General features: G+C 68.2%; 11 protein-coding genes. 3 read left to right on the top strand and 8 right to left on the bottom strand.

Annotated features, from left to right (window positions below; genetic code table 11):
- Positions 1-212: 212 nt before the first annotated feature.
- From LZ586_RS01500 to LZ586_RS01520, 5 genes are all read right to left on the bottom strand, one after another.
- A complete protein-coding gene (locus LZ586_RS01500; protein ID WP_235077943.1) occupies positions 213-1,166 on the bottom strand; it encodes a PilZ domain-containing protein in 954 nt (317 codons plus the stop codon).
- 119 nt (positions 1,167-1,285) lie between these two features.
- On the bottom strand, positions 1,286-1,753 hold the full coding sequence (gene moaC, locus LZ586_RS01505) for a cyclic pyranopterin monophosphate synthase MoaC (protein WP_235077944.1): 468 nt from the start codon (positions 1,751-1,753) through the stop codon (positions 1,286-1,288).
- Between the two features lie 376 nt (positions 1,754-2,129).
- Positions 2,130-2,900: an indole-3-glycerol phosphate synthase TrpC gene (gene trpC / locus LZ586_RS01510; protein WP_235077945.1), complete on the bottom strand. Its 771-nt coding sequence runs from the start codon at positions 2,898-2,900 to the stop codon at positions 2,130-2,132.
- A complete protein-coding gene (trpD, locus tag LZ586_RS01515) occupies positions 2,897-3,892 on the bottom strand; it encodes an anthranilate phosphoribosyltransferase (RefSeq protein ID WP_235077946.1) in 996 nt (331 codons plus the stop codon). Before trpD ends, trpC begins: the two co-directional genes overlap by 4 nt.
- Before the next feature lie 187 nt (positions 3,893-4,079).
- Positions 4,080-4,664 carry an anthranilate synthase component II gene (locus LZ586_RS01520; RefSeq protein ID WP_235077947.1) on the bottom strand — a complete coding sequence of 195 codons (585 nt, stop codon included), beginning with the start codon at positions 4,662-4,664 and terminating at the stop codon, positions 4,080-4,082.
- A 113-nt stretch (positions 4,665-4,777) separates the two neighbouring features.
- Here LZ586_RS01520 and LZ586_RS01525 point away from each other — a divergent pair, with 113 nt between their 5' ends.
- Positions 4,778-5,182, top strand: a complete 405-nt coding sequence (locus LZ586_RS01525; protein ID WP_235077948.1) for a hypothetical protein — start codon at positions 4,778-4,780, stop codon at positions 5,180-5,182.
- 2 nt (positions 5,183-5,184) lie between these two features.
- Here the strand turns inward: LZ586_RS01525 and LZ586_RS01530 are convergent, their stop codons facing one another.
- Positions 5,185-6,684 carry an anthranilate synthase component I family protein gene (locus LZ586_RS01530; protein ID WP_235077949.1) on the bottom strand — a complete coding sequence of 500 codons (1,500 nt, stop codon included), beginning with the start codon at positions 6,682-6,684 and terminating at the stop codon, positions 5,185-5,187.
- 2 nt (positions 6,685-6,686) lie between these two features.
- On the bottom strand, positions 6,687-8,630 hold the full coding sequence (locus tag LZ586_RS01535; protein ID WP_235077950.1) for a peptidylprolyl isomerase: 1,944 nt from the start codon (positions 8,628-8,630) through the stop codon (positions 6,687-6,689).
- Between the two features lie 116 nt (positions 8,631-8,746).
- Here LZ586_RS01535 and tpiA point away from each other — a divergent pair, with 116 nt between their 5' ends.
- Both tpiA and LZ586_RS01545 read left to right on the top strand, forming a co-directional pair.
- Positions 8,747-9,502, top strand: coding sequence for a triose-phosphate isomerase (gene tpiA / locus LZ586_RS01540; protein WP_235077951.1), 756 nt, complete (start codon positions 8,747-8,749; stop codon positions 9,500-9,502).
- Between the two features lie 76 nt (positions 9,503-9,578).
- Positions 9,579-11,546 (top strand): putative bifunctional diguanylate cyclase/phosphodiesterase, encoded by a 1,968-nt coding sequence (locus LZ586_RS01545; protein ID WP_235077952.1) that lies wholly within the window; start codon positions 9,579-9,581, stop codon positions 11,544-11,546.
- Here LZ586_RS01545 and LZ586_RS01550 read toward each other — a convergent pair.
- A complete protein-coding gene (locus LZ586_RS01550; protein WP_235077953.1) occupies positions 11,497-12,891 on the bottom strand; it encodes a leucyl aminopeptidase family protein in 1,395 nt (464 codons plus the stop codon). The two genes, LZ586_RS01545 and LZ586_RS01550, sit on opposite strands and share 50 nt — an antisense overlap.
- Between the last annotated feature and the right edge of the window lie 205 nt (positions 12,892-13,096).

The following is a 13,096-nucleotide window of genomic DNA, read 5'->3' on the forward strand; positions in this document are numbered from 1 at the left end:
GGATGGTTGAAGCGGGTTGTTCGGCTTTGCGGCGGTCTGCGCGGTGACTGGTTTTTGAGGGTGGTCCCATGAGGGGAATACCCCTCCACCACGCACTGCGTGCGCGGTCCCCCTCCCCCTCCGGGGGAGGTTTTTTTGTGGGCGTGCTGCGGATGCGGCGCGCTGGTGTGAGGGGAATAGCCCGCCACCGCCTCCTCCGGGGGAGGATTTTCTTAGGTTGGGCGGCGTTGGCCGGTGATCGCGCCTAGGTCGCTGGGGCGCAGAGGGAGGCGGAATTCGCAGAGGATGCGGCCGTTTGCCGTTTCCACGACCGAGGCGGGACCGCCGCCGATTTCGGGCAGCGAGACCCAGAGCTGCGCACCCGGCAGCAGATGTGCGCGGGTTTCGAGTTCGACAAGCTGGGCGGTGATGCCGCGGACGCGCGCGTTCCACCAGCGCACGCCCTCACGGACGCGGGCGGGGGCGTCGAGGCGGATGGCGTGCTTGTCGGGGATCATCCCTTCGGCCTCGGCCTCGACCGAAGTGGCGGGCACGCCGGCGAGCGCGGCCTGCTGGACGCCGCGCAGCCAGGGCATCAGCGTCTGCCAGCCCAGATCCTCATCGAAGGCGATGCCCGCCAGCCGCTCGCGCGCCCAGCGGACGGTGCCGCCCAGCGGGCGCAGACCGTCCAGCGTGAGTTGGACGGGATCGTCGCGCTTGAGGTCGAGCGTGCTTTCGATCGCGAGCCCACCCTGGGAGATGTTGCGAGTGCGACCATGCTCCACCCGGCCGCCCTGGCGGATGGCGACGGTCTGGCGCAGCTCGACGCGGGGCAAGTGGCGGCGGTCCGCGGGGAGCGCGGCGATGGTACGGGCGATGGTGCCGATCACGTCGATCGGCTGGTCGAACAGGATGCCGGCTTCGCCTTCGGTGATCCACTCGACGCGGCCGGCAATGCCCTGGCCATTGGAAAGTTCGAGGGTGATAGCATCGCCGGCGGCCAAGCTGGCGGTCAGGCACAAGGTCGCGCCGACGGCGGTCAGCTTTTCGAGCGAGCAGGGAAATTGCGCGTCGGCGGCGATCAGGAGTGCGGCGTCGAACGCGGTATGGGCTTCGCGCGCGTCCGCGAACGCGCGGGGCGGATCGGCCGCGAGGCTGAAAACGGTACCGGACCTGACAGGCTGCATGACGTGGGTACTACTTTCGGCTCGGTCCTTCAGGGCCAGCTTTGACGACGGTGGTTGAATCCGGCGTTAACGGCACCGCCGTGGGAAACCCTTGAGGTGCCGCAAGGGTCCGGTGCCAGTCAGGCGGCCCAGTCGCCGGACTTGCCGCCCTTCTTGGAGAGCAGGCGGACGTCGCCGATGACCATCGCCTTATCGATCGCCTTGGCCATGTCGTAGAGCGTGAGCAGCGCAACGGTGGCGGCGGTGAGCGCTTCCATCTCCACCCCGGTCTGGCCGTGGGTGGCGGCGGTGGCGGTGACAGTCACGCCGGTGTCGTCGGGGGCGAGGTCGATCGCGACGCGGGTGAGCGGGAGCGGGTGGCAGAGCGGGATCAGCTCGGCGGTCTTCTTGGCGGCCATGATGCCGGCGATGCGGGCGGTGGCGAGGACGTCGCCTTTCTTGACCGCGCCTTCCTTGATCGCCGTGGCGGCTTCTTGCGACATGGTGATGCGGCCGGCGGCGATGGCTTCGCGGCTGGTGGGTTGCTTGTGGCCGACATCGACCATGTGGGCGGCGCCGGTTTCGTCGAGATGGGTTAGCTGGGACATCGGGGTTGGCATGCGCTGGGTTTGGGTGCGGGGCAAGCTTTGGGGAGCTCTTGGTTCACGCGAAGGCGCGAAGACGCGAAGGGTAGAAGAGAGGGGTTCGCGCAGAGGCGCGGAGGCGCAGAGAGGTGTCGACGCAGTAGCGGGGGGGGGCCGCGTCAGCGGCAGAAAACTGGAAGCGTTGGTTGATTGAGGCCGCCGCTTGCGCGGCGGATCAAACTTCTCTGCGCCTCTGCGCCTCTGCGCCTCTGCGCCTCTGCGCCTCTGCGCCTCTGCGCCTCTGCGCCTCTGCGTGAACCTCTTGTTCTTTGCGCCTTCGCGCCTTCGCGTGTGACATTTTCACACCTCCCCCGCTGAAGCCGGGGCGGTAGCCGGTGGGTCAGCCTACCATCGTACGGGTGGCGGCTTCGATGTCGGGTTGGCGCATCAGCGATTCGCCGATCAGGAAGCAGCGGATAGCGTGTTCGGCCATGGCGTCGAGGTCGGCGCGGCTGGTGAGGCCGGACTCGGCGACGAAGGTGCAGTCCCTGGGCGCGCGGGCGACGAGTTCGTAGGTTTTTTGAACGTCGACTTCGAAGGTCTTGAGGTTGCGGTTGTTGACGCCGATCAGGCGCGACTTGAGGGTGAGCGCGCGGTCGAGTTCCTGGGCGTCGTGGACTTCCACGAGGACGTCCATGCCCTGTTCGAACGCGGCGGCTTCGATCTCGGCCATCTGGGTGTCTTCGAGCGCGGCGACGATGATCAGGATCGCGTCGGCACCGATCGCGCGTGCTTCCTCGACCTGCCAGGGGTCGATCATGAAGTCCTTGCGGATGACCGGCAGGTCGCACGCCGCGCGGGCGGCGATCAGATAGTCCTCGTGACCCTGGAAATAGTCGCGGTCGGTGAGGATCGACAGGCAGGCGGCGCCGCCGGCCTGATAGGCGCGGGCATGGGCGGGGGGATCGAAGTCGGCGCGGATCAGGCCCTTCGAAGGGCTGGCCTTCTTGATCTCGGCGATCAGGCCATAGCCGCCGGCGGCGGCGCGGGCGTCGAGCGCCGCCTTGAAGCCGCGCGGGGGCGTGGGGGCGGGCCAGCGGCGCGGGGCGGCTTTGCGTGCGGCGACTTCCTCGCGCTTGGTAGCAAGGATGCGGTCGAGAATAGTGCTCATACGTAGGCGATCCAGCGGTCGAGCAGGGCGTTGGCGCGGCCGTCGTCAATGGCCTCGGCGGCTTCGGCGGCGCCTTCGGTGAGGAACTTGGCGGTGCCGGCGACCATCAGCGCGGCGGCGGCGTTGAGCAGCACCGCGTCGCGATAGGGACCTTCGTCGCCGAGCAGCAGGCGGCGGAGCGCCAGCGCGTTGTGCGCGGGGTCGCCGCCGCGGATCGCCGCCAGCGGGTGACGGGACAGGCCTGCATCCTCGGGCGTGATGCGGGTGGGCAGGGTGGCGCTGCCGATGTTGACGGCGATGCTGGCATGTTCGGTGGAAAGCTCGTCCAGGCCTTCCTCGCCCGAGATCACGGCCGCCGCCTCGACGCCGAGCTGTTCGAGCGCCTCGGCATAGATCGGGGCGTAATCGGGGCGGGCGATGCCGATCAGCTGGCGGGTGACGTGCGCGGGATTGGCGAGCGGACCCATGAGGTTGAAGATCGTGCGGCGGGCGATGCGGCGGCGCAGCGGGCCGATGCGCGCCATCGCCGGGTGGTGGTGCTGGGCGTAGAGGAAGGCGATGCCGAGGTCGCCGAGGGTGTCTTCGGCCTGAGCGGCGGCGCGGTCGAGGTCGAGGCCCAATGCTTCGAGGGTGTCGGCGGCGCCGGCCTTGGACGAGGCGGCGCGGTTGCCGTGCTTGGCGACGGGGACGCCGCATGCCGCGACGACCAGGCTGACGGCGGTGGAGACGTTGAGGGTGTGATGGCCGTCGCCGCCCGTGCCGCACACGTCGATCGCCCCGGCCGGGGCGGTGATCGGAATCAGGCGGGCGCGCATGGCGCGGGCGGCCTCGGCGATCTCGATGCTGGTCTCGCCGCGGACCGAGAGGGCGATGAGGAAATGCTCGATCGCTTCCTCGGGCACGGTGCCGTCGAGGATGTCGGCGAAGGCCTGCGCGGCGGATTCGCGCGAGAGCGGAGTCGCGGGGCTGGGGAGGAGGGAGAAGGTGGTCACGGGGTCTCTATTCCGGGGTGGCAGGGGGAAGTCGAGAGATTTGGTGAAGCAATCCTCCCCGGCACGGGGAGGGGGACCATGCGCAGCATGGTGGAGGGGGCTTTCCGCTTGGTGATCGCAATGAGGAGGCCCCCCTCCACCATCAGCTTGCGCTGGCGGTCCCCCTTCCCGTCCCGGGGAGGACTGGTTAGGCTAGTGCTTTGGTGTTTATTCCGGCTTCCTTGAGGAAGTTGGCGAGCATCGCGTGGCCGTGTTCGGTGGCGATGCTTTCGGGGTGGAACTGGACGCCGTGGATCGGCAGTTCGCGGTGGCGGAAGCCCATTACCGAGGCGTCGGCGGCGGTGGCGTTGACCACCAGCGCTTCGGGAATGTCGGTGACGATCAGCGAATGGTAGCGGGTGGCGGTGAAGGGCGAGGGCAGGTCGGCGAACAGGCCGGTGCCGTCATGCTCGACCGGGCAGGTCTTGCCGTGCATCAGCCCGCCGCGCACCACCTGACCGCCGAAATGCTGGCCGATCGCCTGATGGCCGAGGCATACGCCGAGCAGCGGCCGGCCGGTCTGCGCACAGGCGGCGACCAGGTCGAGGCTGATCCCGGCTTCGTTGGGGGTGCAGGGGCCCGGCGAGATCAGGAAGGCCTGGGCGTCGCTCGCGAGCGCGTCGGCGGCGGTGAGCGCGTCGTTGCGGACGACCTGCACCTCGGCGCCGAGCTCCATCAGGTAATGGACCAGGTTCCAAGTGAAGCTGTCGTAATTGTCGATGACCAGGATCATGGGGGTGAGGTAGGCGCTCGGGGCAGGTTGGGCAATTGCCTTGGCGCGGCCACAGATGACGGGCAACGCTTGGGCCGACAGGGGCGTTGAGGCTTGTGTTCGAAGGAGTGTTGATGCTTTCCCAGTTGCTGATCGCCGTGCTGATGGCCGCGCCCGTTCCCGTGCAGGAGCGCGGCGAAGCGAAGCAGGAGATGCCCAAGCGTATCCGCTCGATCCTGCTCTATGGCCAGGAGCAATGCCCCAAGTCGACCGACCCGGACGAAGTGGTGGTGTGCGCCAAGGGCGGCGATTCGCCGTACCGCATTCCGAAGGAATTCCGCGACCAGCCCGAGGAAGGTCCGAGCGGCCAGGCTTGGACCAACCGAATGGAGACGGTCGAGGAAGTGAACCGCGCCGGGCTGCCCAACAGCTGCTCGCCGGTGGGCACGGGCGGGCAGACCGGGTGCACGAGGCAGTGGCTGCGGCAATGGGCGCAGGAGCGGCTGGACCAAAAGGCCAAGGCCGCCCGGGTGCCGTGACGCTATTGCCCGAAGCGGGGTTCGTTCGCGCGGGCCACCGCTTCGCGGGCGGCGGCGAAGAGCGCGCCGGACTTGGCTTCGCATTCGCGTTGTTCGTAGGCGGGGTCGGAGTCGGCGACGATGCCGGCGCCGGCCTGGACGTGCATGACGCCGTCCTTGACCAGCGCGGTGCGCAGGACAATGCAGCTGTCCATCGATCCGTCGGGCGAGAAATAGCCGACGCCGCCGGCATATGGCCCGCGGGTTTCCTGCTCGAGTTCGGCGATGATCTGGCAGGCGCGGACCTTGGGCGCGCCACTGACGGTGCCTGCGGGGAAGCCGGCGAACAGCGCGTCGAGCGCGTCGCTGCCGGGGGCGAGCTTGCCGACCACGTTCGAGACGATGTGCATGACGTGGCTGTAATATTCGACGGTGTAGCTGTCGGTGACGCGGACGCTGCCGGCCTGCGCGGCGCGGCCGACGTCGTTGCGGCCGAGGTCGAGCAGCATGAGATGCTCGGCGCGCTCCTTGGGATCGGCGAGCAGCGAGGCGCGGTTGGCTTCGTCCTCGGCGGCGGTATGCCCGCGCGGGCGGGTGCCGGCGATCGGGCGGATGGTGATCTCGCCGTCGCGGGCGCGGACCAGGATCTCGGGGCTCGAGCCGGTGAGCGCGAAGCCGGGAAGGTCGAGATGGTAGAGGAAGGGCGAGGGGTTTACCCGGCGCAGCGCGCGGTAGAGCTCGAAGGGGGGCAGCGTGAAGGGCGCGGTGAAGCGCTGGGCGAGCACGACCTGGAAGATGTCGCCGGCGGCGATATAGTCCTTGGCGCGGGCGACCATCTCGGCATAGCGGCCGGGGGTGAGCACGGGCTGGGGTACGATCTCGGCGGCGTCGGCGCGGACCGGCGCGGGGAGCGTGGCGCTCGCCAGACGCGCGGCGACGGCGTCGAGGCGCTCGCTTGCGGCAGCGACCAGCGCGTGGGGATCTTCGCCCGGCCAGACCGGGGCGACGAGGAACAGCGTGTCCGCCAGGCGATCGAAGATCAGGACGACCGTGGGCCGCACGAACATCATGTCGGGGACGCCGACCGGGCTCTGCGGCGGGCGGGGCAGGTCCTCGACCAGACCGATGGTCTCGTAGCTGAAATAGCCGACCAGGCAGGCAAGCGCGCGCGGCAGTTCGGCGGGAACGTCCATGCGGCAGCGCTCGACCAGGCTGCGCAGCGCGGGAAGCGCGGGTTCGGCGCAGGGAGCGAAGGCGTCGCGGTCGGCTAGCCACTGGCCGTTGATCTCGGCGGCGGCGCCGGTGGCGCGGAAGACCAGGTCCGGCGCCAGGCCGATCAGGCTGTGGCGGCCACGGACCGAGCCGCCCTCGACCGATTCCAGCAGGAAGTCGCCCCGGCCCGGCTCGATGAGCTTGAGCGCGGCGGCGACCGGCGTCTCGGTGTCGGCGATCTCACGCCGCCACAAGAGCGCCGGCTTGCCCTCGCCAAGCGCGGCAAGGGCCGCTTCGCTGCCGTGGATCACGCTCAGCGGACGCCCTGCTGGGCGAGCTGGGCGCGCAGCTGAGCCACCGCCTTTTCATTGCGCGTGATGTTCATGTGCGCACGGATCGAGCGGATGAACTGTCGGGCATATTCGGCGCCTACCTGCGGGGCGATGTCCGCGCGAACGCGAGCTATAGCGGCCTGATCGCCGGCGGCGCTGTGCTCCTCGACCTTGTCGAGATAGACCACATAATAGCCGAGGCGATTGGGTCCCTCGACCAGCTTGGCTTTCTTCGGTGCCATGCTGAACGCCATCTGGATGTAGGGCTCCATCCGGCGGCCGAGCACTTCGGAGCGCTTGAGGTCGAACGGCTTGGGCGGCGGCCCCTTCTTCACGCCAGCCTCGGCAAAGGCCTGCGCCATCGGCACGCCCTTTTGCAGCTTGGCGACGATCTGAGTCGCGGCGGCACGTGCCTTTTGCAGCGCCTGATTCATCAGATAGTCGCCCTTAACCCGATCCCGGATCTGCGCGAGCGGCTTGGGCGCCGCGGGAACGATGCGATCGAGCGTCACCAGCGCGAAGCTGCCATCGGCGGCGGCCGGTACGATCTGCGGCTCGTCGCCCGCCTGTTCGAAGGCGAAGGCGGCGCGCAGGATCGGGGCGACGACCGGATCGGCCTTATAGGCCGGATCGTCGGGGTTCTGGCCCTGTGCGGTGAGCGCAGGCGTCGTCTGCGCCGCCAGCTTGGCATCACGAACCGCTTCGTCGAAGGTCTTGCCGTCAGCGACGCCGTCCTCGATCGACTGGCGCAGATCGGCCAAGCGCTGGGCGGTCTTGCGGTCGGTGACCTCCTTGGCAAGGTCGCCGCGGACCTGATCTAGCGAGCGCGCGGCGATGCGCTCGATCTTTTCGACCTTGAGCACGTGCCAGCCGAGCGGCGAGCGCACCGGGCCGATCACGCCGCCATCCGCCGCCGCGAAGGCGGCATCGGCGATCTGCGCCGAGGTCTGACGGGCAAGCGCCGGCTTCTCGGCACCGTCGAAGCTGGTTGCTTCCAGCCCGGCAGCGGCGGCGGCGGCGGCGATCGCCTGGCCGCCCTTGACCTGGCCAGCGACCCGGGTTGCGGTCGCCTGATCGGCGAAAATGACTTGGCGGACGGTGCGCTTTTCAGCCGCGGCGAAGCGGCTGCCCGCCTTCTTGTACGCGTCGGCGATCTCGGCATCGGTTGCGGCGGACTGTGCCCGCACGGCATCGGGCTTGACCACGGCATAGCGAACCACGCGGCGCTGCGGCACGCTGTAGCGGGCGCGGTTGCTGGCGTAGAAGCTGGCGAGCGTCTTGTCGTCGGGATCGGCACCTGGATCCATCGCGATCGACTGGACGAGGCCGACTACGCCCATGCGCCGCTCGAGCAGCAGCGAGGCATAGGGCAGGACGACACCATCCGGGATCTGGTTGCCCAGCGTCGCGCGGTTGATCATCCAATTGCCATAGCGTTCTTCGGAAAGGCCCTGGCGAAACAGCACGGGCGACAGGCGGTTTTGGCTGAGAATATCGTCGAACTGCTTCTGGCTGAACTTGCCGTCCAGCCCGAGAAACGCCGGGTTGCTCGCAATCTCGCCGTCGATCAGCCGCTTGCTGACCTCCATGCCCGACCGGCGGGCGAACTCGACCAGCGCGGCATTGTTGATGATCTCGTCCACCGCCACGTCGAGGCCGCCTTCGGCGAGGAACTGCTCCATGGTGACGTTCTGACCCTGGCGCTGCGCGTTCTGCAGGAAGCGGTCGATACGGTCGCGCACTTCGGCATCGGTTACCTTGCGGTCGCCGATCTTGGCGATGACGTTGCCGCCGGCTCCGCCATCGGCCGAGCGTAGGCCGGTGATGTCCCCCGCGGCGAAAGCGAGCGCGATGAGCCCGAGCACGATGAACACCACGATCAGGCCGAAGCGCGACTTGGTGAAGCTGCGGAAGAACTGGAGCATGAAGGGCCGTTCGTAAGAGTAAGTTCGGGGTGCTTTAGGGCCGTGGCTCGCGCCCATCAAGCTTGTGCGGAACGGCGGGCTTGCTATCGCCACTGTCAACAAGAGGGAGGATAGGCATGCGCCGCAAGCTGGTCGCAGGGAACTGGAAGATGCATGGGCTGAGAGCCCAGCTGAACGAAGTGGAGGCTATCGCCACGTCCGCTGCGGCGAACCCACTGGTGGAGGTGGCGCTGTGCGTGCCGTTCACGCTGATCGCGCCTGCCGCGGCGGTGGCGGGAACGCTGCCGATCGGCGCGCAGGACGTGCATGAGGCGGAATCGGGCGCACATACCGGCTGCGTGTCGGCAGCGATGCTGCGCGAAGCGGGCGCGACGCTGACGATCGTCGGGCATTCGGAGCGCCGCGCCGACCAGCATGAGACGAGCCACGACGCCTGGGCGAAGGCAGCGGCGGCACACCGGGCCGGCCTGAAGGTGATCCTGTGCTGTGGCGAGACCGAGGCCGAACACAATGCCGGCCGCGCCGAGCGGATCGTCCAGTCCCAGATCGAGAAGTCGCTGCCGGACGGCGCGTCGCCCGATTGGCTGACGCTCGCGTACGAGCCGCGTTGGGCGATCGGCACCGGACGCACGCCGTCGCTGGACCAGATCGAGTCGATGCACGCGATCGCCCGGGCGAAGCTGCGCATGATGATCGGGGAGGCCGCCGATGGCATCCGCATCCTGTATGGCGGCTCGGTGACGGCGGCGAACGCCGAACCGATCCTGTCTGTCGAGAATGTCGACGGGGCCCTGGTAGGGGGCGCGAGCCTGACGGCCGCGAGGTTCGTGCCGATCATCGAGGCGGCAGCCATGGCCTCTGCGCGAAATTAAGGTTAACGAACGGTAACCCAGGCATCCGTACAACGCGGGAGTGGGATAAGCCGACTAAACCCTTCATCTGCAAGGGATGATGCGTCGGCTTCTTTCGGCATTCCACCCGTTCGAAACGGGTAGCAGCGAGATCCTGCTCGAGCAGTTTCGCGTGCTGCGGAACCAAGTTCCGCTGATGTACGCGCTGATGCTGGTCGATGCGGCGTTCCTGAGCTTCGCGTCGCACGGCAGCGTGTCGATGGCGTGGAGCGTGGGCGTCCCGGCATTGCTGGGCATCCTGTGTGCCGTCCGCACCCTGTTCTGGCTGCGCCGGCGCGGGTTCGAGCCGCAGCCCGAGAAGATCCGCCGCTACCTGCTGAGCACTACGCTGGTCGCCGCCGTGCTGAGCCTGGGCTTCGGCGGGTGGGGGATGTTCCTCTATGCCGAGGCCGACCTGCTGCGGCGTGCGTGCATCGCGCTTTACATTTTCATCGGCACGATCTGCTGCTGTTACTGCCTCCAGTCGCTGCCCCGGGCGGGGTATCTGGTGCTGCTGTGCGGCGCGGCGCCGGTGACGGTGTACATGATCTTTTCCGAAAGCTGGTTCCTGCGCGGGCTCGGCATGAACATGGTGCTGGTGTCGGTGGTGGTCGTGCGCATGCTGCGCACCAACTTCGCCGGTTTCCTGGAAGTGCTGACCTCGCGGATCGACATGGCGATGGAGCAGCGGCGGGCGCGCGGTGCGGAGCAACGTGCCTATCAGCTTGCCTATCACGACCCGCTGACCGGACTTCCCAATCGCCGCGCTTTGGCCGAGGCGCTGGGCGCGCGGCTTCACGCCAGGCATCCCGACGGCGCATTCGGATTGCTGATCGTCGACCTCGACCGCTTCAAGGCGGTCAACGATGTGCACGGCCATCCGATCGGCGACCAGTTGCTCCACGACGTGGCAGACCGACTGGGCGACATCGTGAACGGCGTCGGACAGAGCTATCGGCTGGGCGGCGACGAGTTCGCGATCGTGTTGGAGGGAGGCAGTGATTCGGTCTGCCGAGTCGCGAAGGCGATCGTGCAGCGGCTCGCGCAGCCCTTCGCCGCGGGTGAGCGCACACACCATATCGGCGCGAGCGTAGGGACGGCGCTGTTTCCCGAAGACGGCAACGACCGCGAGACGCTGATGCGCCGCGGCGACATCGCCTTGTACAAGGCCAAGCAATCCGGGCGTGGACGGCACTGCGCCTTCGAAGCCTCACTCGACGCGGAGATCCGGCGGCGGGCGGTGATCGAAAGCGATATGCGCGAGGCGATCGCGTGCGACGCCTTCGTGCCGCACTATCAGCCGATCGTCGACCTGGGCAGCGGCGTGGTGGTCGGCTATGAGTTGCTGGCGCGCTGGCCGCGTCCGCGGGGTGCGGAGATCGGCCCGGACCAGTTCATCCCGATCGCCGAGGAATGCGGGCTGATCGACGAGTTGATGCTGGGGCTGCTGACCCGGGCGTTCCGCGAAACGCGCGACTGGGGCATGATGATCGCCGTCAACGTGTCGCCCAACCAGTTGAGGGATGCCTGGTTCAGCCAGAAGATGCTGGCGACGCTCAGCCGCGAGCAGTTTCCCGCGCGCAACCTGACCGTGGAGATCACCGAGAACGCGCTGATCACCGACGCGGCAAGCGTGCGCGAGACGATCCTGTCGCTGAAGGACCAGGGGATCAACCTGGCGCTCGACGATTTCGGTACCGGCTATTCGTCGCTGCAGCACTTGCAGATGCTGCCGTTCGACAAAATCAAGATCGACCGCTCGTTCGTTACGACGATGGACCACGATGCCAAGGCGCTGCGGCTGGTGGATGCGATCGTCGCGCTGGCGCGCAGGCTGGACCTGCCGGTGGTCGCCGAGGGCATCGAGTCGGCCGCGACCGCCGATGCGCTTGCGGCGCTAGGCTGCACCTACGGCCAGGGATACCATTTCGGGCATCCCATGGCCGCCGATGAAGTAGAGGCGGTGTGGCACCGGCTCAGCTGCCGTAGCGATCTTTCAGCACCTTCCAGGTTGCGCGCAGGCTGACTGCTTCGGCGCCCTTGGGACGGCCGGGCTTGGGCGCTCCGTTCCAGCAGAAGATGTCGAGATGGGCCCATTGGGCCTTGTCCGGCACGAATTCCTTGAGGAACAGCGCCGCGGTGATCGCGCCGCCGAACGGGCCCTCGGCCGCGTTGACCATGTCGGCGACGTCGGACTTCAGCAGATCCTTGTACGGATCGTAGAGCGGCATCCGCCACATCGGATCATATTCGGACTCCGCGGCCGCCAGCAGCTCGCTCGCGAGCGTGTCGTCGTTGGCGAACAGCGCCTGGAGATCGGCGCCGAGGGCGACCCGCGCGGCGCCGGTGAGGGTGGCGAAGTCGAACACCAGCTCGGGATTGTTCTCGGCAGCCTTGGTGAGTGCATCGCCCAGGATCAGCCGGCCCTCGGCATCGGTGTTGCTGTTCTCGACGGTGATGCCCTTGCGCGAGATCATCACGTCGCCGGGGCGCGCGGCTTCGCCGTTGATCGCATTCTCGACCGCGGGGACGAGCATGTGGAGGCGGACGGGCAGGCGGTTCTGCATCACCAGCTCGGCCAGTGCCAAAGCGTGGGCGGCGCCGCCCATGTCCTTCTTCATCAGCCGCATGCCGGCGGCGGGCTTGATGTCGAGGCCGCCGGTGTCGAAGCACACGCCCTTGCCGATGATGGCGATACGCGGATGTTCCGGGTTGCCCCATTCGATCTCGAGCAGGCGCGGCTCGCGGCCTTCGCCGGCGGCCTTGCCGACCGCCCAGAGCATGCCATAGCCCTTCTCGACCTCGGCGCCCTTGGTGACGGTGAGTGCCGCGCCATAGGCCTGGGCGAGATCGGCGGCCGCGGCTTCGAGGTCGGCGGGGCCCATGTCGTTGGCGCCGGTGTTGATCCGGTCGCGCAGCTTGAAGGTGACCGCGGCCATGCGGACCGCCTCCTCCATCTTCACCGGGTCGCCGGTGAGGAGGACGCGCGGGCCCTGTGCCTTGAGGTCCTTCTTCTTGTAGCGGTCGAACTTGTACTGGGCGGTGAGCCAGCCATAGAGCGCCTTGCCGGGCTCACGCCCTTCGACCCGGTACGTGCCTTCGGGCAAGGTCTCGGCGAGCTTGGCGAGGCACCAGGGCGACAGGCGGTCGACATTGTTGACCACGCTGACCACCGCCCAGTCCTCCGGATTGTCGCCGGGGAGGATCGCGCTCGAATAGCCGGTCGGCGCCAGCTTCTGCGCGGCGGCGGCGGCGCGGTGGCGCGGCGGCTGCGCGGAGAGCCAGGCGTCGAACCCCTTGGCGTCGATCAGGTGGATGGTGCGCGCGGCCTGGCCGCGATCGGGTTGAACCAGCGTGGAAAGATCAGTCATGGCGATGATCTAGGACGGCGGAGGCGCCGCGCCTAGTCCTTCAAAGGCTAGGAAATTTCATGCGGCGCCGGAACCCTGGAGGTGCGCCCCGGGTTGCCGACCTTGCGCTTTGTCCCTCGACCCTGACCTGTCGGTCGGGGGCGATGGCTGCCGTCATGGGAGCCTGAACGTGACCGACACCCGAACCCCCGCTTTCGATGGTATC

It is taken from the genome of Sphingomonas sp. S2-65 (genome assembly GCF_021513175.1).
In the GTDB taxonomy this organism is placed as follows: domain Bacteria; phylum Pseudomonadota; class Alphaproteobacteria; order Sphingomonadales; family Sphingomonadaceae; genus Sphingomonas.

Excerpts from the sequence above, each read along its gene's own strand:
- LZ586_RS01500 (WP_235077943.1), bottom strand. The coding sequence starts at position 1,166 with ATGCAGCCTGTCAGGTCCGGTACCGTTTTCAGCCTCGCGGCCGATCCG.
- moaC (WP_235077944.1), bottom strand. The coding sequence starts at position 1,753 with ATGTCCCAGCTAACCCATCTCGACGAAACCGGCGCCGCCCACATGGTC.
- trpC (WP_235077945.1), bottom strand. The coding sequence starts at position 2,900 with ATGAGCACTATTCTCGACCGCATCCTTGCTACCAAGCGCGAGGAAGTC.
- LZ586_RS01520 (WP_235077947.1), bottom strand. The coding sequence starts at position 4,664 with ATGATCCTGGTCATCGACAATTACGACAGCTTCACTTGGAACCTGGTC.
- LZ586_RS01525 (WP_235077948.1), top strand. The coding sequence starts at position 4,778 with ATGCTTTCCCAGTTGCTGATCGCCGTGCTGATGGCCGCGCCCGTTCCC.
- LZ586_RS01535 (WP_235077950.1), bottom strand. The coding sequence starts at position 8,630 with ATGCTCCAGTTCTTCCGCAGCTTCACCAAGTCGCGCTTCGGCCTGATC.
- tpiA (WP_235077951.1), top strand. The coding sequence starts at position 8,747 with ATGCGCCGCAAGCTGGTCGCAGGGAACTGGAAGATGCATGGGCTGAGA.
- LZ586_RS01545 (WP_235077952.1), top strand. The coding sequence starts at position 9,579 with ATGATGCGTCGGCTTCTTTCGGCATTCCACCCGTTCGAAACGGGTAGC.
- LZ586_RS01550 (WP_235077953.1), bottom strand. The coding sequence starts at position 12,891 with ATGACTGATCTTTCCACGCTGGTTCAACCCGATCGCGGCCAGGCCGCG.